The following is a 24,260-nucleotide window of genomic DNA, read 5'->3' on the forward strand; positions in this document are numbered from 1 at the left end:
CCTTCCCTCCATCCCCTGACACGAGCCACTGGGACGTCATGCAGATTCAAGACCTTCCGTATCCCGACCCGGGTGTGCCGGACGCACGTTCGGGGCCCCGGTTCCTGTGGTGGCTCGGCCGGAACCAGCTGGGCGGTCAGTTCCGGGCGCTGGCCTGGGGACTGCTGCACTTCGTGTCCGTCTCGGCCCAGCCGTTCTGCGTCGGCTACGCCGTCCAGGCCGTCGTGGACCGCTCCGGCACCCGGCTCGCCCTCGCCGGCGGACTGATGGCCCTGTGCTGCGTCGGCATCGCCGTCGGCGACACGTTCCTCCACCGGGCCGCGGTCACCAACTGGATCACGGCGGCAGCCCGCGTGCAGCAGCTCCTGGCCCGCAAGGCCGCGCAGTTGGGCTCCGCGCTGACCCGGCGGGTCGCGGCCGGGGAAGTCGTGGCCGTCTCCACCGGTGACGTCGAGAAGATCGGCTGGTTCGTGGAGTCCGTGTCCCGGTTCACCGCGGCCGCACTCACCGTCGTGCTGGTCTGCGTGGGCCTGGTCGTCTACCAGCCCGCGCTCGGTCTGGTCGTCGCCGTGGGGCTGCCTGTACTGGCGCTCGCCGTGCTGCCACTGCTGCCCCGCGCCACCCGACGGGCCGACTTCCAGCGCGAGAAGGCCGGACGCGCCACCGAACTGGCCTCCGACACCGTCGCCGGCCTGCGCGTGCTGCGTGGTATCGGCGGCGAGGAACTGTTCCTCGACCGCTACCGCCGCGCATCGCAGGAAGTCCGCCACGCAGCCGTGCGCAGCGCCCGGATGTGGTCCCTGATCTCGGCGATCCAGGTACTGCTACCGGGTCTGCTGCTGATCGCCGTCGTCTGTTACGGCGTCCACCTGGCCCGCCAGGGCCGGATCACCGTCGGTGAACTGGTCGCGGTCTACAGCTCGGTCATGGTGCTCACCTATCCGCTGCGGCACTTCGAGGAGATCGCCATGGCGTACTCCTTCTCACGGCCCTCCGCCCGGCGAGCCGCCGGCGTGCTGTCGCTGGAGCGGATCACCGACACCGGGGGCTCGCGCGCGGCCGACGTACCCTCCGGCGACCTGTACGACCCGGACACCGGTCTGCTCGCACCCGCCGGCCGGCTCACGGCGGTGGTCTGCGGCGACCCGGACGCGGCGGGACGGCTGGCGGAACGGCTCGGCGGGCACCCGGCGGAAGCAGGCACCTCCGTCCTGCTGGACGGTGTGCCCCTGGACGAACTGCCCCTCGACACCGCACGGACGGCCGTCCTCGTCCAGGACAAGGACCCCGTACTTCTCTCCGGCTCACTGCGCGAACTGCTCGACGTACCCGCCTCGGGTGACGTCGACCCGCGCGAGGCGCTGGCAGCCGCACAGTGCGGGGACGTCCTGGAGGCCCTCGTCCAGGGCTCGTTCGACGCCGAGGACCCGATGGACGCCCGCATCACCGAACGCGGGCGTTCCCTGTCGGGCGGCCAGCGCCAGCGCCTCGCGCTCGCCCGGTCGCTGATCACGGACCCGGGGGTCCTCGTCCTGGACGAGCCGACCTCCGCCGTCGACTCGCACACCGAGGCACGGATCGCGGAGGGCGTGCGCCGGTTGCGGGCGGGCCGCACGACGGTGGTGTTCACCTCCTCACCGCTGCTCCTGGACCGCGCTGACCGGGTCGTCCTCGTACACGAGGGCGAGGTCGCGGCGGTCGGCGTACACCGGGAGCTGGTGCACACGGAGCCCCGGTACCGGGCGGTCGTGACGCGGGAGACGGACGAGGAGCGAGCCTTCGGCGCCGGATCAGAGGCCGTGCCGGAAGCCATGTCGGCCGTGTCAGCCCCATCGACCGCATCGGCCGGATCCGAAGACGAAGGTGCCTTCCGGGGCGCCCTGGAAGAGATCGAGGAGACCGCATGATCGGCGTGGCGCCACCGGCCTACGACCCAGCGGCCCCGACGACGGCAAACACCCTGCCTGTCGGCGCCCCCGCGACCGTACGCGCCTACGTGGCCGAACTGTTCCGCCGGCACCGCCGTGCCCTGCTGCTGCTCATCACGGTCAACACGGTCGCCGTGGTCACCTCGATGGTGGGCCCGTGGCTGCTGGGCAGCCTCGTCGAGAGAGTGTCGGACCGGGCGCAGGAGCTCCATCTGGAGCGCACCGCCGCCCTGTTCTTGATCGCACTGCTCGTCCAGGCCGTGTTCGTGCGGCAGGTGCGCCTGCGGGGCGCGATGCTCGGCGAGCGGATGCTGGCCGACCTGCGCGAGGACTTCCTCGTGCGGGCGGTCGGGCTGCCGCCGGGCGTCCTGGAGCGGGCCGGCACGGGCGACCTGCTCTCGCGGATCACCACTGACATCGACCGGTTGGGCAACGCCATGCGCGAGGCTGTGCCGCAGCTCGCGATCGGCGTGATGTGGGTGGCGCTGCTGCTCGGCGGGCTCGTCATCACCGCGCCGCCCCTGGCCCCAGCCGTGCTGGTCGCCGCACCACTGCTGGTGTTCGGCTGCCGCTGGTACTTCAAACGGGCGCCTTCCGCCTACCGCTCCGAAGCCGCCGGGTACGCCGCCGTCGCCGCCGCCCTCGCCGAGACCGTGGACGCGGGGCACACCATCGAGGCGCACCGGCTCGGGATCCGCCGCGTCGAGCAGTCGGAGCGCCGGGTCAAGGAGTGGACGGCCTGGGAGCGCTACACGCTCTGGCTGCGGTCGGTGCTCTTCCCGGTCATCACCGTCACCCATGTGACCGTGCTCACCTCCGTCCTGATGATCGGCGGGGTGTTCGTCCTGCACGGCTGGATCGGTGTCGGTCAGCTGACCACAGGTGCGCTGATCGCCCAGATGCTGGTCGATCCGGTGAACCTGATCCTGCGCTGGTACGACGAGCTGCAGGTGGCCCAGGTGTCGCTGGCCCGGCTGGTCGGGGTCCGGGACATCGAGCCCGACGCCGGAGAGGAGTCGGTGTCCCCCGACGGACGCGACGTCCACGCGGAGCGGGTGCACTTCGGCTACCGCGCGGGCGTCGACGTGCTGCGCGACGTGTCGCTGGCGGTCGCGCCCGGCACCCGGCTGGCGCTGGTCGGCCCGTCGGGCGCGGGCAAGTCCACGCTGGGCAGGCTGCTCGCCGGCATCTACGCGCCCCGGGAAGGCCGAATCGCCCTCGGGGGCGCCGAGCTGTCCCGGATGCCCGCCGAGCGGGTGCGCTCGCACGTGGCCCTCGTCAATCAGGAGCACCACGTGTTCGTGGGTTCCCTGCGCGACAACCTCCTGCTCGCCCGTACCCACGCGGCCGACGCCGAGCTGTGGGCCGCACTGGGCGCGGTCGACGCCGACAGCTGGGCGCGTGCGTTCGACGACGGCCTGGACACCGAGGTCGGCTCGGGCGGTCTCACGCTCACCCCGGCCCAGGCCCAGCAGATCGCGCTGGCCCGGCTGGTGCTGGCCGACCCGCACACACTGGTGCTGGACGAGGCGACCTCGCTGCTCGACCCGCGGGCCGCACGCCACCTGGAGCGCTCCCTGGCCCGCGTCCTCGACGGCCGTACGGTGATCGCCATCGCCCACCGTCTGCACACCGCCCACGACGCGGACGTCATCGCCGTCGTGGAGAACGGCCGCATCAGCGAGCTGGGCAGCCACGACGAGCTCGTCACAGCGGACGGCGCGTACGCGGCTCTGTGGCGGTCCTGGCACGACTGACGGTGGTGGGGGTACGGGGTACGGGGTACGGGTGGTCGCAGGGCGGCTGACAGGGTTCGGACATCGTGTCAGGGCCGCCTTTGCCGGACGACTGACCGCGGCGGGCCATGAGGGCCCTGTGCCTGAAGCGGGAAGGATCGTCGGGTCGGTCAGCCGGACCCAGCATGGAACGGCGCCCGTCGACAGGCCGGCAACCGGCTCTCGGCATGGAACGACGCCCGTCGACAGGCCGGCTCCTGGCTCCCGGCTCCCGGCGTGGAACGGCGCCCGGCGGCAGGCCGGCGACCGGGGCTCGGCGCGGATCGGGTGCACGGCTGACCAGGGTCCGACGTCAGCCGTGGGCGGCCGTGCGGGGCCGGCCGCCGCTCCGGGCGGAGTGGACCACCGGGCCTGTCCGCTCGGGGGCGGCCGGGAGTCCGGGTGCGGCTCGCGCGGGGGCAGTGGCAACGGGGGCAGTGGAAATCGGGGCCAGTTCCGGTAACGGGCTTCTCCTCGCCGTCTGGCGTTGCGCAGTCCCGAACCCGGGTGGAACGCTGGAAAGCGGCACAGGTTCGGGAAGCGCCCGGGAATCCACCGGGGCGTGCCGCGTGCAGCCTGCGCCCCGTGCGGCGGCGGCCCGTGGCCGACCGCGGTGCGAGCGGGCCCGTTCCCACCACCTGGAGGTACCCGTGAACAGCGCCGACGGATGGGGAGACGACGTCTACCAGCCCGACGGATCCGAGATCCAGGCTGACGCGGGGCTCCTCGACGTGGAAGACACGCTGGAGAACGACGGCGTCGGTGATCCCCTCGACCGAGGCTGGTCCCCTCCGGACCGACCATGGGCGGTGGAGCGCGCCGATGTCACGGCCGAGGAGCGGCATCGGGGCGAGACCCTCGACCAGCGCCTGGCGGAAGAGGTGCCGGATCTCGAGGTCCCCGACGGCGACGGCATCGGCGACTGCGAGGGCACCGACGGGGAGGCCCTGGACAACGAGGTCGGCGACCTCCGCTCCGGCCGGCTCGTGGCTCCCGACGAGGGCGCGCACGAGGACGAGGAGAGCGCACTGGTCGCCACGGACGTGGGCATCGACGGTGCGGCCGCCTCCGCCGAAGAGGCGGCGATGCACATCGTCGACGAGGACACCCTGTCCGGCTGAGCCCGCCGCCCCCGGCCTGCCGGATTCCCCACCGCCGCACGAGGAGCAGTCATGCAGCAGGACAAGCAGCCCGACTACCACCCCGTCGTCTTCCGCGACCGCGCCGCCGGCTACGCCTTTCTCACCCGTTCCACCGCTACCAGCGACCAGACCGTCGAATGGGACGACGGTGAGACCTACCCGGTCGTCGACGTGGAGATCTCCTCGGAAAGCCACCCGTTCTACACGGGCAAGGCACGGACAGTGGACTCCGAAGGCCGCATCGCCCGGTTCGAGCGTCGCTACGGCGGTGAGGGCGGGCAGGGCTCCGGCGGCGGGGCAACCTGAGCAGCCACCGGCGCAGCCGACGCCGCCGGCTGACTCCGTCGGACGATCAACGCCCCTCAGATGAAGTTGAGCGCCGCGGCGCCACCCACTCCGCCGAGCAGCATGAACACCGGCATCAGCACCCTGAGCTCGACCCAGCTGCCGGCCCGGAATCGCATCGCCTTCGGCGGCCCGAGCGGGTACCAGCGCTTGCGGCCCAACGGGATCGGCCACAGGATCGGGCAGCCGGAGACGGTCAGGGCGTCCCCGATGTCGTGCACCAGGGCGCCGAGCACGATCGGCAGTCCCAGCCACAGGTACTCCTGGCCCGGCGCCGTGAACAGCCAGTCCGAGCCGTTGCCCGGCTTGTCCAGGACACCGGCGAGGATCCACGCGCTGGTCGCGGCCAGCAGCCACACCAGAACGTCGCTGCTGGAACCGCGGGCCGCCCGCCACAGCAGGCCCTCGATGGCCAGCACCATGTGCACGAAGAGGATCGCCAGCACTGCCCAGCGGCCACCGGTGATCGCCACAGCCGAGGTGCCCGCGCCGATCAGGACCGCCCACAGCCAGGTGTGCGTGAGCGTGCGATGTCCACCGGAGCGACGCGGGTCGCCCTGCTTCTTCGTGGCCTTGTAGGCGGCGTACGAGAGCTTGTCGACGATCTCGCAGAGCCAGCGCGAGACCGGGCCGAACGCCCGGGAGATGGTGGCGGCCTTGTGGTCGAGGTCCGGGGCGAGCGCGGCGCCGGCGCAGATCAGAGCGCCGGAGAGCAGGACCGGCCAGGGCATCGGATGCCCGGCCGCGGCGGTCGCCGCCCCGACGCCGAGCCAGGCTGCGGCGCCCGACAGTGAGTGTGCTGGTCCCATCATGGTCGTTGCCCGCCCCATTCCTCGTGTGCCGCTGTCCAGTTGACCGGGTGCGTTGACGCTCCGTCGGCGACACAGCGTAGCGGTCGTGATCTTCGGACTCGCATCCGATTCCCGCATCGGGTCCAAGGCCAGGCAAGATGGGTGCGTGACCCTCATCGATCAGCTGCCGCCGACCCCAGACCCCGACGCCCTCTACGAAGCCTTCGAGTCGTGGGCCCAGGAGCGCGGTCTCACGCTCTACCCCCACCAGGAGGAGGCGCTGATCGAGGTGGTCTCCGGCGCCAACGTGATCGTCTCGACGCCCACCGGCTCCGGCAAGAGCATGATCGCGGCGGGCGCTCACTTCGCGGCGCTCGCCCGGGACGAGGTCACCTTCTACACCGCCCCGATCAAGGCGCTGGTCTCCGAGAAGTTCTTCGAGCTGTGCAAGATCTTCGGCACTGAGAACGTCGGCATGCTCACCGGCGACGCGTCCGTCAATTCCGACGCGCCCGTGATCTGCTGCACGGCCGAGGTGCTGGCGTCGATCGCGCTGCGCGACGGCAAGGACGCCGACGTCGGCCAGGTCGTCATGGACGAGTTCCACTTCTACGCGGAGGGGGACCGCGGCTGGGCCTGGCAGATCCCCCTGCTCGAACTGCCGCAGGCGCAGTTCGTCCTGATGTCGGCCACGCTCGGCGACGTCTCCTTCTTCGAGAAGGACCTCACCCGGCGCACCGGCCGCCCCACCTCGGTGGTCCGCTCGGCGAACCGCCCCGTGCCGCTGTCCTACGAGTACCGGTTCACGCCGCTCACGGAGACGCTCACCGACCTGCTGGAGACCAAGCAGGCACCCGTCTACATCGTGCACTTCACGCAGGCGCAGGCCGTGGAACGCGCGCAGGCGCTGATGAGCATCAACATGTGCACGCGGGAGGAGAAGGAGCAGATCGCCGAGCTGATCGGCAACTTCCGCTTCACCACCAAGTTCGGCCGCAACCTCTCCCGTTACGTGCGGCACGGCATCGGTGTCCACCATGCCGGCATGCTGCCCAAGTACCGGCGCCTGGTGGAGAAGCTCGCCCAGGCTGGTCTGCTGAAGGTCATCTGCGGCACGGACACGCTCGGCGTCGGCGTCAACGTGCCCATCCGCACGGTGCTGTTCACGGCTTTGACCAAGTACGACGGCAACCGTGTGCGCACCCTGCGCGCGCGTGAGTTCCACCAGATCGCGGGCCGCGCCGGGCGGGCCGGCTTCGACACGGCGGGCTTCGTCGTCGCGCAGGCGCCCGAGCACGTCATCGAGAACGAGAAGGCGCTCGCCAAGGCCGGCGACGATCCCAAGAAGCGCCGGAAGGTGGTCCGCAAGAAGGCGCCCGAGGGCTTCGTCGCGTGGGCCGAGACCACCTTCGACAAGCTCATCACCTCCGACCCGGAACCGCTGACGTCCCGCTTCCGGGTGACGCACACGATGCTGCTGTCGGTGATCGCCCGGCCAGGCAACGCCTTCGAGGCGATGCGCCGGCTGCTGGAGGACAACCACGAGCCGCGCAAGCAGCAGATCAGGCACATCCGGCGCGCGATCGCCATCTACCGCTCCCTGCTGGACGGCGGCATCGTCGAGAAGCTCGACGAGCCGGACGCCACCGGCCGCATCGTGCGCCTCACGGTCGATCTCCAGCAGGACTTCGCCCTCAACCAGCCGCTCTCCACGTTCGCACTGGCCGCGTTCGAACTCCTCGATCCGGAGTCGCCGTCCTACGCGCTGGACATGGTGTCCGTCGTGGAATCGACACTGGACGACCCGCGGCAGATTCTCGCCGCCCAGCAGAACAAGGCGCGCGGCGAGGCCGTTGCCGCGATGAAGGCGGACGGCGTCGAGTACGAGGAGCGCATGGAGCGTCTCCAGGACATCAGCTACCCCAAGCCCCTGGAGGAGCTGCTCTTCCACGCGTACAACACCTACCGCAAGAGCCACCCGTGGGTGGGCGACCATCCGCTGTCGCCGAAATCCGTGATCCGTGACATGTACGAACGTGCCATGTCCTTCACGGAGTTGGTCTCCCACTACGAGCTGGCGCGTACCGAGGGCATCGTGCTGCGCTACCTGGCCAGCGCCTACAAGGCCCTCGAGCACACCGTCCCGGACGACCTGAAGTCCGAAGACCTTCAGGATCTGATCGCCTGGCTCGGCGAGACGGTGCGCCAGGTCGACTCCAGCCTGCTGGACGAGTGGGAGCAGCTGGCCAACCCGGAGGAGATGACCGCCGAGGAGGCACAGGAGAGGGCCGACCAGGTCAAGCCCGTCACCGCCAACGCGCGTGCCTTCCGTGTCCTCGTCCGCAACGCCATGTTCCGCCGCGTCGAGCTCGCCGCTCTCGACCAGGTCGAGGAGCTGGGCGAGATGGACGCCGAGTCCGGCTGGGACGCCCAGGCCTGGGGCGACGCCATGGACAAGTACTGGGACGAGTACGAGGAGCTCGGCACGGGCCCGAACGCCCGCGGCCCCAAGCTGCTCCTGATCGAGGAGGAGCCACAGCACGGCCTGTGGCGCGTCCGGCAGATCTTCGACGACCCCAACGGCGATCACGACTGGGGCGTCAGCGCTGAGATCGATCTCGCGGCCTCGGACGCCGAGGGCCGCGCTGTCGTCCGCGTCACCGACGTCGGCCAGCTGTGAGCCAAGGAGAATCCCACGCATGACGAACCCGGCCGAGAGCCTCGTCGACCTGCTCGACCTGGAGCAGATAGAGGTCAACATCTTCCGCGGCCGCAGCCCGCAGGAGTCGCTGCAGCGGGTCTTCGGCGGCCAGGTGGCGGGCCAGGCGCTGGTCGCCGCCGGACGCACCACGGACGGCGAGCGCCCGGTGCACTCACTGCACGCGTACTTCCTGCGCCCGGGCCGGCCGGGCGTGCCGATCGTGTACCAGGTCGAGCGGGTCCGGGACGGGCGGTCGTTCACCACCCGCCGGGTCACCGCCGTGCAGCAGGGCCGCACGATCTTCAATCTCACCGCCTCCTTTCACAAGCCTGAGGAAGGTCCCTTCGAGCACCAGCTGCCGCCGGCCCGCAAGGTCCCGGACCCGGAGTCCCTGCCGACGGTCGCGGAGGAGATCCGGGAGCATCTGGGCGCGCTGCCCGAGCAGTTGGAGCGGATGGCGCGCCGCCAGCCCTTCGACATCCGGTACGTGGACCGGCTGCGCTGGAGCGCCGAGGATGTCGATGGCGCCGAACCACGCAGCGCGGTGTGGATGCGTGCGGTTGGTCCGCTCGGCGACGACCCGCTGGTACACACGTGCGCGTTGACGTACGCGAGCGACATGACCCTCCTGGACGCCGTTCGCATCCCGGTCGAGCCGCTGTGGGGTCCGCGGAACTTCGATATGGCGTCGCTGGACCACGCCATGTGGTTCCACCGCCCTTTCCGCGCGGACGAGTGGTTCCTGTACGACCAGGAGTCGCCGATCGCGGTGGGGGGCCGCGGTCTTGCCCGGGGCCGCATCTACAACCTCGCAGGGCAACTGATCGTGTCCGTGGTACAGGAGGGACTGTTCCGCAAGCTGGGCTGACCTGGGGTTTTACCGATAGTCGACCGGCCCGCGTCACGTCTTGCGACGCTCCGCGGGCCGGTCGTTACGACGTTCTTGCCGAGAACGAAGCAGGGGTCGTGGCCCGAGGCGCACCCCACCGCGTCTCATCGCGTTTCGTTGCACCCCACAGCGATTGTGCCAATAGTGTGCCAGCGGGGACGTATGGTCTAGTCCACTTCGCCTGACGCCCCGCCTTCCCGATCTTCACTGAGGGCATCGATGATGCGCTGCACCATCTGCTCCCGCTGGCCGTGGATGCACTTGTAGTACGTGTCCATCAGGATCGCCACGCTGTGGCCCGCCATCTCGGCCACCTCAGCGGCGGGGACACCAGAGTTCAGCCACAGGGAGACCGCGGCATGACGCAGGTCGTACGGCCTCCTTGCAAGGAGGGAGTCCACGAGATGTGGCGGGAAGGCAATGCGCCGCGCCTTGTGCCAGACATCGAGGTATCGCGTGGAGTCCAACCGGCCTCCGCTCGGGCTGCGGAAGAGCCGACCGTCCTCCGCCGTCCCGAACTCGTCGACGTACGCCCGCAGTATCTGCACCAGTTCAGGGGAAACGGGTACGAGACGTACGTCGCCGCGAGCCCGATGCTTGAGCCCTCGCTGCTCGTGCGCTCGTGCTTTCGCCCGTCATCCGTCCATGCGGAGCCGGCGCGTGTGCTGGCCTGATGCAGCGTGAGGAGGCCCGGCCCCTTCTTCGGGAGCTGGCAATCCTGAAGTCTCAGCTCGACCGCCTCTTCCGGCCGCAGGGCCGCGAAGTACAAGGTGGCGAAGAACGGCATGAGGAGTCGCCCTCGCCCGTGCGCCCAGGTGCCGACGTAGGTGACCGCGGTCAAGAGTTCTCTGGCCTGCCGTGGACTCACCACCACGCGCGGGTCCACCTGGCGAGTGAGACGTGGAGCACGTCCGCCAATCCTGCTGAGAGGGTTTTCCGGGAGGTCGCCCTTTTCCACCGCGTATTCGAGCGCGTTGTGAAACACAGCCCGGATCCGTTGTGAGTGGCTGGGACTCGCAGGCGTTCCGTCCAGACGGAAGCTGATGGACCGCAGGACATGACGACCGACATCAAGGTCCTTCAAATCCGCCACCGGCCACGAGTGTTGCGCGACCCATTCCAACGCGGCTGCCACGTCGGCTTCCGGTGCTTCGCTCCGCGCTGTCAGCCGGAAGGCCCAGTGAGTCAGGGCCCGACGCATTACTTGCGAGTCCGGCGCCACCACACCCCTTTTAGGTTCGACAAGCAGTTCAGTTGTTACACGAGCCAGCGCGGAAGCCGTATTCTTGCGCGTATTTGCCGCCGCACCCGACCATTTCATCTCTGCGTAGGCGCAAGCCAATTGATACCACGTCAGCGCCTCCGTCTCCGGCTGCATCGACACAGGGAGCCCTGTCTCGGTATCGAAGACCTCGCCACGGTTCGCAGCAGCGACAAGATTGACACGGAAGAGCTCAGCGTGGGCAGAGGAGCGGTAGGAGGCATAGAAGGCTTTTCCGTCAACAGCCCAACGAACCTGGTACGGCTTCGGCCGACCCTTTCTATTTTGAGTTTTCCAAAATTGAACGTTCGCGATTCGCAACTTCCACCATCAATGCAGAGGGGTTAGGTCCACAAGCATGAGCCTTACATCCACGCGGGGCGAGCGCTCAGCTCTCTAGGCTTTCGAACCAATTCTTCAAGTCACTCCGTCTGATGCGAACTTGACCGTTGGGAAGTCGCATCGTCTGCGGCCCAGGGCCAGTTGCCCGCCAGCGATGAAAACTCGATCGATGAATGTTTCCGCCCAGGAGCGCCAGGACTTCGGTGATGGTCAACAGGTCGTCAACGGGTTCGGCCACGTACGGCATTCCTTCCACTGGTGCATGCAGCCGCGCGATAGCACGCGGCACGATCCACTGCGTCCGCACGGCCCCACCGCCAAGCACAGCCGAGTGCGAACGACAACAATGATCTGGAGGATTCCCGGTTTCGCTAACCGGGGATCGTCGCCTATATTGCGCACCTCGACGGCGGCCAGGGTGCCAAGCGGTGCCCCGGAAGAACCAATGTCCTGCCGTCCGTCACCATGGCAAGGAATCCCTGATCGATGAGCCGGTCTGAGGTCACGCTTTGCGACGCGCTCAACAGGACCAAGCTTGGCGACCTGCCAGAACTCGGCACAGGGTAGGCGGCGATGTGCGCCAAAGCTGCGCCAGCGCGACGGTAGACGCGATACACCAGGTCTTCGGCAATGAGTCCGGTCGGGCAGCCACAGAGACACGGCGCAGTGGCCAGGGCGGCCCGGGCCTAGCCGTTACTGGGCGGTGAATGCGTTGAGGGCGTGAAGGGTGAACCGGATCGGGACTGTGAGATGTAGGGCCGAAGCGTGCCGTTGGACAGGTGGGCTCCTTGGGTCGGGCCTCAGGGGAGGCAAGGCTCGGTGCGCAGGCCAGGCGACATCAGGACACGAGGCGACGGCTGTGTTCGCCACAGACCCGGATGCCCGTGCTTCTTCGCTGACCTGGTGGTTTTGGGGGACGTTGTACGTTGACATCGTCCCAGCGGTAAGTTCCAGTCCTTTACGGCTCTTTCTCGTCTGCTGTAGGCGAATCGGTGTCCTTGGACAGCGAAGTCAGTCGCTTTGTCATCCAATCGGGCTGCTACAGCCTGGGCGACGACACCCTGTGGGGCACCACCCGCCGGCGCAAGGGCGCCGACCACACCCTGACCGCGCTGAAGAGCATCCGAGCCGCCCGGCCGGACGGCGCCCCGATCTACGTGATCGCCGACAACTGGTCCGGGAACAAGACCCCCGCCATCCGGGTCTGGGCCGAGAAAGGACGTCGATTCGTTGCCAAGGACTCCTGTCACTGAGCTCTTTCCGACTTGGCTGACAGGCGGGTGGCAGGGGTGGCATGTGCGGGAAGAGGCGAGCCTGTCCGCCTGGAGTTTCGTGTGGTTGTCTGTCCAGGGGAGATGGCTGGTGACACCATCGGGCGGATGACTGATGATGGAAAGCGTCCCTCGATCTTGCGTCATCGCGAGTTCCTGCTGTTATGGGGTGGCCAGACGGTCAGCGAGATGGGGTCGCAGATCACCGTTCTCGCTCTGCCGTTGGTCGCCGTCGTGTTGTTGGATGCCTCCGCGTTCCAGGTCGGCCTGTTGGCTGCGGCGGAGACGAGTGCGTATCTCCTGGTGGCGCTGCCGGCCGGGGCCATAGTGGACCGGGTCCCCAAGCGCCGGCTGATGATCTGGTGCGACCTCGCGCTGTTCCTGGTGATCGGCTCGGTGCCGTTTGCCCACGCCGTCGGGGCACTGACGCTCGCCCAGCTCTACGTCGTCGCGTTGATGTCCAGCGTGTTCTCCGTGTTCTTCTCGGTGGCCTACCAGGCGTATCTGCCGGTGCTCCTCGATCGCGACCAGCTCATGGACGGCAACGGCAAGCTCGCCGCCTCTCGGTCGGTCGCGCAGATCGCCGGGCCCAGTACGGGCGCTGGGCTGGTGACGCTGGTCGGTGCCGCGGGGGCGATGGCCGCCGACGCGCTCTCCTTCGCGTTGTCGGCGTGCTCGCTGACGGCGATCCGTACCCGCGAGCCCCGTCGGCCCCGGGCCGAAACCGGCCGGGGACCCACGCTGCGGTCGCAGATCCGTGAGGGCCTCGACTATGTCGTCCGGGATCCCATCCTGCGCAACTCGGTGGCGTTCAACGGCACCGCGAACTTCTTCGTCATCATGGTGGAGACTCTCGGCCCCGTGTTCCTGATCCGCACGCTGCACCTGCGTCCCGGCCTGGTCGGGCTGCTGCTGGCGCTGGGGGCCGTCGGCGGGGTAGCCGGCGGCGTGGCGGCACGGTACCTCGCGCAGAAGTTCGGCTCGGCGCGCATCAGCTGGATCGCGATGACCGTGCTGTCGCTGCCCGGCCTGCTCATCCCGCTTGCCGGGTCCGGCTGGTGGGTCCTGCTGTTCGGCATCGGCTGGATCTCGTGGACCTTCTCTTCCACCGTCGCGAGCATCTCGCTGACCAGCTACCGCCAGGCCGCCTGCCCTGCGGACATGCTCGGCCGCGTCAGCGCCGCCGCTCGTTGGATCACCTGGGGCACGCTGCCGCTCGGCGGTCTGGCCGGCGGCGCGCTCGCCACCGCCCTCGGCGTCCAGACCACGTTGTGGATCGCCGTCGTCGGCGGCTGCTGCGCTGGACTGTGGCTGTTCTTCTCGCCGTTGCGCGGCCTGCGCGACATCCCTCTCGGAAACCTTGAGCCCGAACCTGTCGGTGGAACTGTTGAGCAGCGGTGAGGGCCCAGCCTCGCCGTGAGTGTGCAAGAGAAATGACCGTACTGCTGTCCGCCGGTGGCGGTTTGGCTGACTGGTCCACCGGGATCGTTGCCCGAGGCAAGGTCGCCAGCCCATCGCAGTCCTGTGTCAACGGCGGGACGTTCACGGATCAGTAAGCCGCGTCGGGGCCGTTTTCTTCCTTTCTGCGCTTCCTGCAAGAATCACGTGTATGGGGCAAGGAAGTGTGCTGGTCTCCCCGCCCGACGAGCTGGAGCCATTGGTTGTCGTAGCGGCCGCGATCGTTCAGAAAGAGCGTCTTCTGGTGGTGAGCAAGCAGGCGGCTCCAGAGGTGTTCTACCTCCCCGGCGGCAAGCCTGATGCTGATGAAGAGCCGATGGAAGCGCTGACGCGGGAGCTGGATGAAGAGCTCGGGGTCCAGCCCTTGGAGCCGCGTTTCCTGACTGACGTCGAAGCCCTGGCAGCCCTTGAGGGTGTGCCCATGAAGATGACGGTCTTTGAAGCGCGCATCAGCCGGACACCCCAGCCTGCCGCTGAACTGGCGGATTTGAAGTGGGTTTCTGGCCATGAAAGTGATCTGCGGCTTGCTCCTGCCGTACGGGACCATGTTCTGCCGTTGCTCAGGCAGCGTGGCGTGCTGCCTTCAAAGGCGACATGAGACGGTCGGAGCCCGGATGTGTTGACCGAGCGGTGAACCCGTCAGGAACTCTCCGTCCTCCGGTCGTCCCATGACACGCCCCGGGCACGTAGTCGGCGGCGCCACGAAGGATCACAGGGCTCGGTCGATCCATCGGCGGAGCGCGACGTGGGTGGTGTCGTCCAGCGCGCACAGGGCCTCGATGGCGTCAAGGTCGCCCGGCGCAGGCGCGATGCCCGCTGCGGTGAGAGTGGCATGCAGCTCCAGCCGGCGGCGGTCGGCCGGCCGGCACTAGAGGATCGGACAGGTGCCTCGCCGGCTCCGGCGCGGGCAGAAGGTAGTCACCGAACTCCATGACGCCACGCCTCATGGACGACTCCTCGGGTCGGCTGTCGATGGGCACGGCGGGGAAGCGGTACGGGTCGAGATCCGGCAGCGCAGTGGTGCCTGTGGTGAAACTCTGGAACCCAGTCACAACTGCCTCCTTCAGTCGTCACGCAACTGAAGGAGACGACCGCAAAAGGACCGGGGGCAGTTGCGGCGCACGCGGTACTCCACCCGAATGTCCCCTACCCCATCTCGTCACAAGAGAGATGAACCGACGGACGCAGCCGCCCAACAGCCGGCCATCATCTGGAAGTCCCGGTGACATGCGGCGCCGGTACCACTGAACGACTCCGGCGAGTGCGGGATCAACCGCCTCAAGTGCCACCGTGCGGTCGCCACCCGATACGGGAAACTCGCCGTCCGCTACGAAGCGACCGTCCTCAGCGTAGCCATCGACGACTGGTTGTGGCCCTTTCATCTCGCCTGGGCGGGGTGTTGGATGCCACGAGCCGCGGCCGGGTGTCCCACGGAAGATCACCGATGCGGATGTCAAGCGGGTGAGCGTCAAACTTGTCTCCCCGATCACTGTCAGGGAGCTTGTTCTACCTCCTGATCAACAGCTGAGAGCAGAGGGCGTCGTACGTCCATCGCTCCCACTTGTCTGCGGGCCATGCGCGGTCACGGGTCAGGACCAGGAAGAGCTCCGGACTGAGCATTGCGTAGATGATGTCAGCCGCCTCTCCTGCGGAGAGGGCGGGGCGGGCGCCGGGCTTCACTGTCAGAGCCTTCGCGGCTGTCGAGATGACCGTGTAACGCGGGTCGCTCTCGTCCGGCCACAGCTCCCGGATCTCCGGGTTGGTCGCTGCCGCGGCGCGGACCATCTCGTCGATGGCCGCGACACGTTCGAGCGTCCTGAGGGTGCCGGCGACGAGTGCGGCGATGGCGGACTCGGCGGTAGGTGCAGCCGTGACTTCCGTGAACCAGGGCCGGTCCATCGTGGGCACGGGGTCGTCGTCGCCTGCGATGGCGACGTCGACCAGTTCCTTGAGCAGCGAGGGCTTGTTCCGGAAGACGAAGTAGATCGTCTGCACAGCCACGCCCGCCCGGTCGGCGATCTCCTGCAGCTTGGTCGCCCCATAGCCCTGCTCGACGAAGAGTTCGGCGGCTGCGTCGATGATCCGCCGACGTGTCTCCCGAGCCTTGTCGCCCCGTTTTCCCTTGACCTCAGTCACGACTGGAGTCTATATCTAGAGTTGGACTCTAGAGTTTGACTCTAGTCAATTGAGGGGTGAGTCATGCGCGCCATCGCCAACCGTCAGCAGGCACAGGCATGGAACGACTGGGAGGGCATCCACTGGGCCGAACACTCCGAGCGCTACGACGCGATGATGGGCTCGTTCAACGCGCCCTTGTTCGCCGCCGCGGGCATTGCGGCCGGTGACCGGGTCCTCGACGTCGGCTGCGGCACCGGCCAGACGACGCGCATCGCCGCGCGGCAGGCGTACGACGGAGACGTTGTCGGAATTGACCTGTCCGCGCCCATGCTGGAACGGGCCCGCCGTGACGCCGCCGCGGAAGGCATCGGCAACGTCACCTTCGAACAGGGCGACGCCCAAGTGCATCCGTTGCCCGGCCGAGGCTTCGACGTCGTCCTGAGCCGCGGCGGTGTCATGTTCTTCGCCGACCACATCGCAGCCTTCACTCATCTCAGGCACTCGCTCGTGCCCGCCGGGCGACTTGCGTTCCTCGGCCCACAGCCTGCGGGCCCGGACAGCGCCTACGCCCGTGCGACCGCTGCACTCTCCCCGTTCCTGCGCGAGGCATCCCCCGCCGCCAGGGGCATGGGGTCCCTCCTCGACCCCGCGCGCATCCGTCAGATGCTCACCGCCTCCGGGTTCACCGACATCGACGTAGCCCCCGCCGAGGCTCCCATGACCTTTGGCGCCGATGCGGGCGACGCCACCGACTTCATCCTCGCCATGGGCCCGGTGCGCTACAACCTGCGCGATGTCGACCCGGAGACCACCGCCCGTATCCGCTCCGAAGTGCGCGACGCCCTCGCGGAGTTCGAGACCATCGACGGTGTCCGCATTCCCGGGCACGTCTGGATCGTCACCGCATCGCCCGGGTCGACGCCGAGGGCGGCATCGCCTGAGACGCCTCGGTCGACTGAAGCGTGATACGCGCCGCCGCCGTTGGCGGATTGTGGGTTATCGAGCGGACCATGCCCTGCCCGACTGGGTATCGCCGGCTCAACCACCGCTTCGAGCGCAATCCTTGCAACTACCTGGCCTTTCTCGGCTTCGCTCAGCCTTGTGCCGCTACAGGCGGCTCACTCCGACTCACCGCGTAGGGCCCGGTTTCGCGCCGTGGCTTACTGGATTCGGGAGTGCAGGGTCTGTTCGAGGGTCTCTCTGCTCCGGAAGCGGAGAGCGGTCCAGCCTGCGGCGCGTGCTGCGTCGGTGTTGGCCGCGCTGTCATCGATGAAGAGGATGTCGTCGGGGCAAGCGCCCAATTGTTTCGCGGCGGCGTCGAAGGCTGCCGGGTCGGGCTTTCGGTGTCCGAGGCGGTAGCTGAACAGTAGGTGGCCGAAGCCGTCGAACATCGTGGGGTACAGCCGCATCAGCGCCTCCTGCTCCAGCGGGCCGTTGTTGGTGAACAGCGCCAGGGGCAGGGAGCCGCGGTGGCGCTCCAGTGCCTCCCGGACGGCATGGTCGGGCCGGAAGGCACTGCACCATGCGGCGTCGAGGTCATCGTCAGTGCCGGTGAAGCCGGTGGCAGCCCGGATACAGTCCCGGATCTCCGCCGCGTGCGGGTACTTGCCCGAATCGCAGTCGGCGCTGAAGCCGGACCGCCACAGCAACATGTCGATTCGGTCTGTGGGGAGCGCAAAGACATCGGCCAGGCGTTGCAGGCGATGGGCGTGGTCGAAATGGAACAGCACGCCGCCGAGGTCGACGACCAGGTGCTGAGGACTCATGAGGTGACCTCCCGCGCAGCGGCTCGGATTTCGTCGAGCAGGACGGTCAGGTCGTCCTTCGTGGTGCCCGGGTGGAGGACGCAGGCGCGCAGGGCCGCGGCACCCGAGATCCGCGTGCCGGTGAGGAAGGCGTGCCCACGGCGCTGCACGGCGGCCGGGATCGCCTCGTTCAGTGCTTCCGTGCGGTCTGTGTCGAGGGCTGGAGGACAGTGGCGGAATGCGGCGACGGAGGTGACCACCGGGGCGAGCAGCTCGAAGTCGTCGGAGGCTTCGATCAGCTCGGCGAGCGTGCGCGCGAGCCTGGTGGTGTGCTGCACCAGGTCAACGATGCCGTCCCGTCCGAGGTGGGCGATCGTGGCCCATACCCGCAGCGCGCGGAACGGGCGGGTCTGTTCGGTGCCGTACTCGGAGAACCAGCCCAGCTCCCCGGCGTTCTCGTCGCGCAAGTAAGGGGGAACCAGGCTGAAGGCGTCGCGCGGGCCGGCCGGTTCACGGAAGAGAATGCAGCCGGCATCAACGGGGACGCCAAGCCACTTGTGTGGGTCCAGAGCCAGCGAGTCCGCCCGTTCCAGTCCCGCATAGCCAGGTGCGGCGTCGTCGGCGAGGACGCCGAGCGCGCCATAGGCACCGTCGATGTGGAACCACAGTCCGTACTCGAGGGCGATCGCGGCGATGTCATCCAGGGGGTCGACGGCTCCGGTGTTGACCGTTCCCGCGCTGGCGGCGACGAAGAACGGCCGCACCCCGGCTCGTTGGTCGGCCGCGATCAGACGGCGCAGCTCGCCGGTGTCCGTACGAAAAGCCGCGTCGACCGGGACGGTGCGGAGGTACCGGGTGCCCAGGCCGAGAAGTTCTGCCGCCTTGCGCAGACAGCTGTGAGCCTCGGCGGACACGTAGAGCGCCAGCGGGCGATGCCCGTACAGGCCGGTCTCGCGCACGTCGTGGCCCTGGTCGCGGAACGCCTGGTGGCGGGCGGTGGCCAGTGCCACGATGGTGGCCATGGAGGCTCCGCTGGTCAGCAGCCCGGCCCCCGGGGGGTGGGGGAAGCCCACCAACTCCGCCAGCCACCGCACGGCGGTGCGCTCCAGTAGAACGCCAGCGTGGTCTCCGCCCGCGCAGCTGGGGTTCATGGCCGCAGCCAGGGGGGCCATCAGGACGCCGGCGGGGGACGGCGGGGAGTTGACCCAACCGAAGAACCGGGGATGCCCGTTGCCCATGGGATACGGCAGGATCCGGTCCCGCACCTCATCCAGTAGGTCCGCCAGCGGGCGGCTGCCGGCGGGCAGTGGTTGCCGGGTGAGCCATGTGCGGTCTGCCTCGGACACCGGCCGCCACACCGGGCTCTCGGCCACTCCTGCCAGGTGATCGGCTGCCAGGTCCGCTGCCGACCGGGCTGCTTTCCGCAGGTCATGCATCGTGCCCTCCCGGCTTGAGGTGGAGGTGGGAGTCGGCTGCCGGGGCCAGCGTCATAGCCAGGTAGTACACACACGCATCGGCGGAGTCGTTGGTGAAGGCGTGCCGGCGGTTGCCAGGGAAATAGGCTGCGTCCCCGGCCTCAAGCCGGTAGGCCACGCCGTCGACGGTCAGGTGCAAACACCCGTGTTCCACCGCCACGTACTCATGGGATCCCGGCGCGTGCGGGGAGAATTCTCCCGCGTCCACGCCAGGCTCCAGGGTGGTGCGCATGAACTCGAACTCGATGTCCGGCAGGACCGGGGAAAGGATCCGCCGTTCCCACCCGGCGGGGTCCCGTACCACGTGCTGCCGGTCAGCAGCCAGCACCACGACGTCGGGGCGCACCGGTTCGTCCAGGAGTCGAGCGATTGAGGTGCCCAGTGCGGTCGCCAGGCGATCGAGGACCAGCACGCTCGGTGTCTTAGCGCCGCGTTCCACCTCGGACACCATGCTCCGGCTCACACCGCTCAGCTCGGCGAGCCGCTCCAGGCTGATACCACGGGCCCATCGCTCGCCCCTGATCCTGGCCCCCAGCTCGGACATGGACAGACCGCTGGACAAGGTGATGCCGTCACTCATGTTTCCACGATAGCGAAGGGGATCCACTATTGAGAAGGGGTGGGATCCATGGCGCTCTACCTTGTGCCGCTCGGAAATACGAGTTGGTGCGGTGAGCTGTGGTGATGGGGTCCGGTCAGGCGGCGCGGGGGTACTCACCACCCATCACCCGCGTTAACAACGCTTCAGGTCAATACACCGTGCCGACCGAGTATCGGCCACTTTTCCCTCAGCTCGACCATCTGGTACGGGTGCGGATCCTTTCGGGCGGTGCCGGATGGGCTCGTTGATCGGGGAACTCGAGGCGAGGCAGGCGGCGGTTCGGGGCCGGGTGGAGGAACTCGAAGGACGGATCGCCGCGTTGACGGTCCGGTTGGAAGAGGAGCGGGGCCGACTGGAGCGGCTGACGGTGACGCGGGAGACTCTGGAGGAGCTCGCGGTCGAAGGGATCGTCCTCGATGCGTCGGCCCTGGCGGCGGAGCCGGTCGGGGCCGGGTCGTGGGGGTGCAGACCGTGACGGTCTGGCGGGAGGGGATGACCAGCGCGGATCTCCCGCCGGTCTATCGGGACATCGTGGACGTGGTCGATGACGCGCCGGGGCCGGTGCAGGCGAAGCAGATCGTGCCCCGGATCGGTCTGCCGGCCCAGACGGCGAAGATTTAGGGGACGCGGGGCAAGCTGAAACGGCTGGTCGAGCGGGGCTGGCTGGACGAACGGACTCCGGGGGCGACGATCGCCACCGTCCACGACACACACCCGGCCCTGCGCCGCCCGCACGACATCGTCCACCCGCCCGGCGGCCGCAGCGGCCTGCGCACACCGAGTCCCGGCCCGAAGGCCGTCAACCGGTGGTGCACCGCCTCCCTCATCCACGACCCGGCCGACGTGATCGCCGAGGCGTTCACCCAGGCCCACGACCGTGACCGGGGCCGTCACCGTCCCTGACTCGTCCTGGTCGATGGTGCCCACCACCAACTCGATCTCATCGAGGCCGAGGCGCGGCGCCGCAAGGCGACGATCCACGTCCTGATCGACTTCGTTCATGTCGCCGAATATGTCTGGACGGCCGCCCACGCCTTCCACCCGGTCGGCAGCGAGGCCGCGGAGACCTTCACTGCGGAGAAACTCACCGCGATCCTGCACGGACACACCGCCCGTGTCACCCGGGAGATGACCGCGCAGGCCGAGAAGGGCCAGCTCGGCGGTGCGAAACGGGGCAGCGTGGAGACCTGTGTGCGCTACCTGACCGGGCATCTCGACCGGCTCCGCTACGACATCGCGCTGGAGGCAGGCTGGCCGATCGCGACCGGCTCGGTCGAAGGAGCCTGCCGACACCTCGTGGGCGACCGACTCGATATCACCGGCGCCCGCTGGGGCCTGGACAGCGCAGAAGCCGTCCTCAAACTCCGGGCCGTCCAGGCCAACAACGACCTCAATGCCTACCTCGCCTACCACCACACCCGGGAACACCAGCGCACCTACCCCAACCAGCGTGACTACCAACTCAAAGCTTGATCAACGACCTTCCCCCAAAAGGATCCGCACCCAACGGCGAATGGGACACCTACGTCCTGAACGACGCCCATGTCCTGGACCGCACCTCACCCTGCGTGCAGGCCCATGTCACGCCCGACGAGAAGCAGTTCGCCGACACGCAGCTCGCCAACGGCTTCAAGGATCAGCGGGTGATCGACGCCGACCAGTTCGAGCTGACGTTCTCGTTGCCGGACACCGGTCCGCAGGCCGACTGCCTGAACGACCCCCCACCGATCAACTCGATTCCCAACGGCGACGGCTGGTTCTGGAACACCACCGAGGCGGTTCCTCTCGTCAGCCAGACCGACCCGGCGGGCGGGGGCGGACTGCGGCCGCCCGGGCGCAGGCATGCGTGGCGCGGGACCGCGGCAAGGGGACCGAAACCAGCAATGCCGTCACCGGCATGAAGGACGCGGAGGAATTCAAGAAGACGAACAACCTCACCTACGACCAGTCCCGGTGCCATCTCATCCCGAAGGTCCTCGGCGGAAAGGGCACGAGCAAGATCACTCGGTTCAACCTCGTCCCCTGCTGGCAGACCGGGATGAACACGGGCAAGCCCAGCATGCGGACCTACGAGACCATGGCGGAGGGCCTGGTCACGGGCGACATCGCCTATTTCGGAGCGAACGACGCGATCTTCTACCAGGTGACACCCGTCTACAAGGACGCGAACAGCACCATCCCGGTGGGCGTCACGATGAGCGCTGACATCCAACGGGCTGACGGGACGACCGAGGTACTGTTCCCCAACGTCTACGTCACCAACACCTACGCGAACACTGGGTTGTACAACCTCGGTAACTGATCCCACTCAGTTCGCGCCAACGGGAGCCGGCATGGGTTTCACCACCCCACCGCGGCCGTTCGACATCACCGCGCTCTTCCCTCAGCTGGCCCCGCTGGCGCGCTCGGCGACCCGGCTGCACCCGCGCCCCGGGTCGCCGACCGTGCACGACAGCTCCGTCGGCGGGCCGCTCCTGTGGCCCGCCGACGAGGCGTGGCCGTACTGCGACGAGCCGCACGACAGCCGCGCGGCGCCGGTGGTCCACTCCCCGGACGACATCCGGCTCCTCCGCCACGACCGCGCCGCAGCGGCCGAGCGACGGCGCCTCGACCCCGAGGCACCCCAGTGGACTCCCGAGGAACGGGCGACGTGGGAGCGGCTCGCGGACCGCCCGTGGTTCGACGGCCCGATCCCCCTCCTCCCCGTCGCCCAGCTCTACGCTCGCGACGTCGCCTTCCCGCGCCCGCCCGACGCGGACCTCCTCCAGGTCCTCTGGTGCCCCTTCGACCATGAGATGGCCCACCCTCGGACAGCCCTCTTCTGGCGCTCCTCCGCCACCGTCACCGACGTTCTCGACGCACCGCCCGAGCCGCCCATCGTCCAGCGGGACTGCTACCTCCCGGAGCCGTGCCTGTTCTCACCGGAGCAGGTCACCGAGTACCCCAACCCCTTGGACCTGGACAAGGAGCTTCAGGACCAGCTGGACGACATGAGCCGCTGGGAGACGATCGACCCCGCGCGGTACAACACGTACGCGGACGACCCGGGCGAGCTCTACCTGAACAACCTCTCCACCGCCCCCGGCTGGAAGACCGGCGGCTGGACCCGCTGGGGCCTCACCGACCCCGAGCCCCGCCCCTGCCCCGAGTGCGGCACCGAGCAGGTCCCGCTCCTCACCATCGCCTCCTGGGAATGGGACGGCGGCAGCGGGACCTGGATCGCCGAGGAGGAACCGACGAATCCGGCCCCGCCTCCCCTGGGCGCCAAGGCCGGCAACTTCACCTTGATCGACATCGTCGGCGGCTACAACCTGCAACTCCACGTCTGCCCGGCCAACCCGTCCCACCCCCACATCGAACTGGTCCAGTGACCGGTCGCGCAGGACCGAACCTGCCGATGCCGGTCGGTATCTGCCCCGCCTTTGATGCACAGCAGCGGACGCTGTCGCTCCTCGAACCGGCAGTACGGTCCACCCGGACCGTCGGTTCCTCACCGGCGAGCGTCCGCTCGGCGGTCTCGGCCTGACTGCCGAAGAGCACCAGGTTGCTCAACCTCGGTAACTGATCACAGCCAGTTCGTGCCATCGGGAGCCGACATGAGTCCCACCACCCCGCCGCGGCCGCTCGACGTCACCGCGCTCCTCCCTCAACTGGCCCCGCTGGCGCGCACGGCGACCCGGCTGCATCCCCGCCCCGGGTCGCCCACGCCGCACGACAGCCGGCGGGCCGCTCCTCTGGCCCGCCGACGAGCCGTGGCCGCACTGCGAAGGACCGCACGAGTGGGACCGGGTGAACGAGATCCTCTCGCCGGGAGACGTGCGCCGGCAGCGGCGCATCCGGGCAGCAGCGGCGAGCCGGCCGTACGAAGATCACCCACTGTCCCGGTACACGCCTGAGGAGCGGGCCATCGTGGAGCGGATCGAAGTGGGCCGCCCGTGGCCCGAAGGCCCGATCGCCATGCTGCCCGTGGCCCAGCTGTACGTACGCGACATCCCCCTGCTGCGCCCGCCGGATCGTGGCCTCCTTGCCGGTGGAGGAGGGGCTGGGACTGGCGATTGCCAACCGGCTCCGCCGCGGGGTCCCGGCCCAGCGCGTGACCAGCACCGACGCCGTGCCTTCAAGAAGCTGTTTCCCGACCGCGGCTGCGTACGGCCGAAAGATGCAGGAGATGTCATCGTTGACGGCGTCGGCGACCGTGTGGCCTGCGGTGGCGAGGGCCTCCATCCCGCCTTCCCGCCAGGCACGCGGCCAGCGTTCCACCGACCGCTCGCTCACCTGCAGATCCTTCGCGATCACCACGTTCTTCTCGTCGCGTGTGAACCGTTCGCCCGCCTCGTACCGGTTCCGCTCCCGAAACTGTCGCCGCTCGGCGGTCAATCCGCCGCCCTGCGCGTACCACATGCCACCGGCCTACCGAA

General features: G+C 68.7%; 21 protein-coding genes and 5 pseudogenes. 18 read left to right on the forward strand and 8 right to left on the reverse strand.

Annotated features, from left to right (window positions below; all coding sequences use genetic code 11):
- Positions 1 to 38 precede the first annotated feature (38 nt).
- From ABT114_RS37915 to ABT114_RS37930, 4 genes are all read left to right on the forward strand, one after another.
- Positions 39 to 1,907, forward strand: a complete 1,869-nt coding sequence (locus ABT114_RS37915; RefSeq protein ID WP_351148054.1) for an ABC transporter ATP-binding protein — start codon at positions 39 to 41, stop codon at positions 1,905 to 1,907.
- Positions 1,904 to 3,685, forward strand: a complete 1,782-nt coding sequence (locus ABT114_RS37920; protein ID WP_351148057.1) for an ABC transporter ATP-binding protein — start codon at positions 1,904 to 1,906, stop codon at positions 3,683 to 3,685. Before ABT114_RS37915 ends, ABT114_RS37920 begins: the two co-directional genes overlap by 4 nt.
- A gap of 668 nt (positions 3,686 to 4,353) precedes the next feature.
- On the forward strand, positions 4,354 to 4,824 hold the full coding sequence (locus tag ABT114_RS37925; RefSeq protein WP_351148060.1) for a DUF5709 domain-containing protein: 471 nt from the start codon (positions 4,354 to 4,356) through the stop codon (positions 4,822 to 4,824).
- Positions 4,825 to 4,875: 51 nt separating this feature from the next.
- Entirely contained in the window at positions 4,876 to 5,151 is a 276-nt protein-coding gene (locus tag ABT114_RS37930; RefSeq protein ID WP_351148062.1) for a type B 50S ribosomal protein L31, read from the forward strand.
- Positions 5,152 to 5,207: 56 nt separating this feature from the next.
- On the opposite strand, the gene ABT114_RS37935 is transcribed toward ABT114_RS37930, so the two are convergent.
- The gene (locus tag ABT114_RS37935) at positions 5,208 to 6,002 is read right to left on the reverse strand and encodes a metal-dependent hydrolase (RefSeq protein ID WP_351148065.1); all 795 of its coding nucleotides are present in this window, start codon (positions 6,000 to 6,002) and stop codon (positions 5,208 to 5,210) included.
- Positions 6,003 to 6,147: 145 nt separating this feature from the next.
- Here ABT114_RS37935 and ABT114_RS37940 point away from each other — a divergent pair, with 145 nt between their 5' ends.
- Both ABT114_RS37940 and ABT114_RS37945 read left to right on the forward strand, forming a co-directional pair.
- The gene (locus ABT114_RS37940; RefSeq protein ID WP_351148068.1) at positions 6,148 to 8,661 is read left to right on the forward strand and encodes a DEAD/DEAH box helicase; all 2,514 of its coding nucleotides are present in this window, start codon (positions 6,148 to 6,150) and stop codon (positions 8,659 to 8,661) included.
- 19 nt (positions 8,662 to 8,680) lie between these two features.
- Positions 8,681 to 9,550 carry an acyl-CoA thioesterase gene (locus ABT114_RS37945; protein WP_351148071.1) on the forward strand — a complete coding sequence of 290 codons (870 nt, stop codon included), beginning with the start codon at positions 8,681 to 8,683 and terminating at the stop codon, positions 9,548 to 9,550.
- A 188-nt stretch (positions 9,551 to 9,738) separates the two neighbouring features.
- On the opposite strand, the gene ABT114_RS37950 is transcribed toward ABT114_RS37945, so the two are convergent.
- Positions 9,739 to 10,119, reverse strand: coding sequence for a site-specific integrase (locus ABT114_RS37950; RefSeq protein ID WP_351148074.1), 381 nt, complete (start codon positions 10,117 to 10,119; stop codon positions 9,739 to 9,741).
- A gap of 1,101 nt (positions 10,120 to 11,220) precedes the next feature.
- Positions 11,221 to 11,421: a helix-turn-helix transcriptional regulator gene (locus tag ABT114_RS37955; RefSeq protein WP_351148211.1), complete on the reverse strand. Its 201-nt coding sequence runs from the start codon at positions 11,419 to 11,421 to the stop codon at positions 11,221 to 11,223.
- Between the two features lie 787 nt (positions 11,422 to 12,208).
- Between ABT114_RS37955 and ABT114_RS37960 the strand changes: the two are divergent.
- From ABT114_RS37960 to ABT114_RS37970, 3 genes and pseudogenes are all read left to right on the forward strand, one after another.
- Positions 12,209 to 12,391: pseudogene (locus ABT114_RS37960) on the forward strand (IS630 family transposase); the annotation flags it as partial.
- Between the two features lie 162 nt (positions 12,392 to 12,553).
- A complete protein-coding gene (locus tag ABT114_RS37965; RefSeq protein ID WP_351148077.1) occupies positions 12,554 to 13,846 on the forward strand; it encodes an MFS transporter in 1,293 nt (430 codons plus the stop codon).
- Positions 13,847 to 14,069: 223 nt separating this feature from the next.
- Positions 14,070 to 14,501 carry an NUDIX hydrolase gene (locus ABT114_RS37970; RefSeq protein ID WP_351148080.1) on the forward strand — a complete coding sequence of 144 codons (432 nt, stop codon included), beginning with the start codon at positions 14,070 to 14,072 and terminating at the stop codon, positions 14,499 to 14,501.
- A 908-nt stretch (positions 14,502 to 15,409) separates the two neighbouring features.
- Here the strand turns inward: ABT114_RS37970 and ABT114_RS37975 are convergent.
- Entirely contained in the window at positions 15,410 to 16,039 is a 630-nt protein-coding gene (locus ABT114_RS37975) for a TetR/AcrR family transcriptional regulator (RefSeq protein WP_351148082.1), read from the reverse strand.
- A 63-nt stretch (positions 16,040 to 16,102) separates the two neighbouring features.
- On the opposite strand from ABT114_RS37975, the gene ABT114_RS37980 reads away from it, so the two are divergent.
- The gene (locus ABT114_RS37980; protein ID WP_351148085.1) at positions 16,103 to 16,987 is read left to right on the forward strand and encodes a class I SAM-dependent methyltransferase; all 885 of its coding nucleotides are present in this window, start codon (positions 16,103 to 16,105) and stop codon (positions 16,985 to 16,987) included.
- Between the two features lie 26 nt (positions 16,988 to 17,013).
- Positions 17,014 to 17,141: pseudogene (locus ABT114_RS37985) on the forward strand (IS5/IS1182 family transposase); the annotation flags it as partial.
- Between the two features lie 40 nt (positions 17,142 to 17,181).
- On the opposite strand, the gene ABT114_RS37990 reads toward ABT114_RS37985, so the two are convergent.
- The 3 genes from ABT114_RS37990 to ABT114_RS38000 are packed head-to-tail and all read right to left on the reverse strand — an operon-like array spanning position 17,182 to position 19,821.
- Positions 17,182 to 17,787 carry an HAD-IA family hydrolase gene (locus ABT114_RS37990; RefSeq protein WP_351148088.1) on the reverse strand — a complete coding sequence of 202 codons (606 nt, stop codon included), beginning with the start codon at positions 17,785 to 17,787 and terminating at the stop codon, positions 17,182 to 17,184.
- The gene (locus ABT114_RS37995) at positions 17,784 to 19,202 is read right to left on the reverse strand and encodes a pyridoxal phosphate-dependent decarboxylase family protein (protein WP_351148091.1); all 1,419 of its coding nucleotides are present in this window, start codon (positions 19,200 to 19,202) and stop codon (positions 17,784 to 17,786) included. The genes ABT114_RS37990 and ABT114_RS37995 overlap by 4 nt, the downstream gene beginning before the upstream one ends.
- Positions 19,195 to 19,821, reverse strand: coding sequence for a helix-turn-helix domain-containing protein (locus ABT114_RS38000; RefSeq protein WP_351148093.1), 627 nt, complete (start codon positions 19,819 to 19,821; stop codon positions 19,195 to 19,197). The genes ABT114_RS37995 and ABT114_RS38000 overlap by 8 nt, the downstream gene beginning before the upstream one ends.
- Positions 19,822 to 20,077: 256 nt before the next feature.
- On the opposite strand from ABT114_RS38000, the gene ABT114_RS38005 reads away from it, so the two are divergent.
- The 7 genes and pseudogenes from ABT114_RS38005 to ABT114_RS38035 all read left to right on the forward strand — a co-directional run.
- Positions 20,078 to 20,317, forward strand: a complete 240-nt coding sequence (locus ABT114_RS38005) for a hypothetical protein (protein ID WP_351148096.1) — start codon at positions 20,078 to 20,080, stop codon at positions 20,315 to 20,317.
- Positions 20,314 to 20,463: a hypothetical protein gene (locus tag ABT114_RS38010; RefSeq protein ID WP_351148099.1), complete on the forward strand. Its 150-nt coding sequence runs from the start codon at positions 20,314 to 20,316 to the stop codon at positions 20,461 to 20,463. Before ABT114_RS38005 ends, ABT114_RS38010 begins: the two co-directional genes overlap by 4 nt.
- Positions 20,464 to 21,315: pseudogene (locus ABT114_RS50730) on the forward strand (ISKra4 family transposase); the annotation flags it as partial. It abuts the gene before it with no gap.
- Positions 21,312 to 21,743: a hypothetical protein gene (locus ABT114_RS38020; protein WP_351148105.1), complete on the forward strand. Its 432-nt coding sequence runs from the start codon at positions 21,312 to 21,314 to the stop codon at positions 21,741 to 21,743. The pseudogene ABT114_RS50730 and the gene ABT114_RS38020, both read left to right, overlap by 4 nt.
- Positions 21,740 to 22,144: a DNA/RNA non-specific endonuclease gene (locus ABT114_RS38025; protein WP_502988459.1), complete on the forward strand. Its 405-nt coding sequence runs from the start codon at positions 21,740 to 21,742 to the stop codon at positions 22,142 to 22,144. Before ABT114_RS38020 ends, ABT114_RS38025 begins: the two co-directional genes overlap by 4 nt.
- A gap of 31 nt (positions 22,145 to 22,175) precedes the next feature.
- Positions 22,176 to 23,213, forward strand: coding sequence for a hypothetical protein (locus ABT114_RS38030; RefSeq protein WP_351148110.1), 1,038 nt, complete (start codon positions 22,176 to 22,178; stop codon positions 23,211 to 23,213).
- Positions 23,214 to 23,438: 225 nt separating this feature from the next.
- Positions 23,439 to 23,859 (forward strand): annotated as a pseudogene (locus ABT114_RS38035) (hypothetical protein); the annotation flags it as partial.
- A gap of 156 nt (positions 23,860 to 24,015) precedes the next feature.
- Here ABT114_RS38035 and ABT114_RS50735 read toward each other — a convergent pair.
- Positions 24,016 to 24,243 (reverse strand): annotated as a pseudogene (locus ABT114_RS50735) (helix-turn-helix domain-containing protein); the annotation flags it as partial.
- Positions 24,244 to 24,260: the final 17 nt, after the last annotated feature.

This window comes from Streptomyces sp. NPDC002088 (assembly GCF_040296605.1).
In the GTDB taxonomy this organism is placed as follows: domain Bacteria; phylum Actinomycetota; class Actinomycetes; order Streptomycetales; family Streptomycetaceae; genus Streptomyces.

Bases quoted from the DNA above. Each gene is read 5' to 3' on its own strand.
- ABT114_RS37915 (WP_351148054.1), top strand. From the start codon at position 39: ATGCAGATTCAAGACCTTCCGTATCCCGACCCGGGTGTGCCGGACGCA.
- ABT114_RS37920 (WP_351148057.1), top strand. From the start codon at position 1,904: ATGATCGGCGTGGCGCCACCGGCCTACGACCCAGCGGCCCCGACGACG.
- ABT114_RS37930 (WP_351148062.1), top strand. From the start codon at position 4,876: ATGCAGCAGGACAAGCAGCCCGACTACCACCCCGTCGTCTTCCGCGAC.
- ABT114_RS37935 (WP_351148065.1), bottom strand. From the start codon at position 6,002: ATGATGGGACCAGCACACTCACTGTCGGGCGCCGCAGCCTGGCTCGGC.
- ABT114_RS37945 (WP_351148071.1), top strand. From the start codon at position 8,681: ATGACGAACCCGGCCGAGAGCCTCGTCGACCTGCTCGACCTGGAGCAG.
- ABT114_RS37955 (WP_351148211.1), bottom strand. From the start codon at position 11,421: ATGCCGTACGTGGCCGAACCCGTTGACGACCTGTTGACCATCACCGAA.
- ABT114_RS37965 (WP_351148077.1), top strand. From the start codon at position 12,554: ATGACTGATGATGGAAAGCGTCCCTCGATCTTGCGTCATCGCGAGTTC.
- ABT114_RS37980 (WP_351148085.1), top strand. From the start codon at position 16,103: ATGCGCGCCATCGCCAACCGTCAGCAGGCACAGGCATGGAACGACTGG.
- ABT114_RS37990 (WP_351148088.1), bottom strand. From the start codon at position 17,787: ATGAGTCCTCAGCACCTGGTCGTCGACCTCGGCGGCGTGCTGTTCCAT.
- ABT114_RS37995 (WP_351148091.1), bottom strand. From the start codon at position 19,202: ATGCATGACCTGCGGAAAGCAGCCCGGTCGGCAGCGGACCTGGCAGCC.
- ABT114_RS38000 (WP_351148093.1), bottom strand. From the start codon at position 19,821: ATGAGTGACGGCATCACCTTGTCCAGCGGTCTGTCCATGTCCGAGCTG.
- ABT114_RS38005 (WP_351148096.1), top strand. From the start codon at position 20,078: ATGGGCTCGTTGATCGGGGAACTCGAGGCGAGGCAGGCGGCGGTTCGG.
- ABT114_RS38025 (WP_502988459.1), top strand. From the start codon at position 21,740: ATGAAGGACGCGGAGGAATTCAAGAAGACGAACAACCTCACCTACGAC.
- ABT114_RS38030 (WP_351148110.1), top strand. From the start codon at position 22,176: ATGGGTTTCACCACCCCACCGCGGCCGTTCGACATCACCGCGCTCTTC.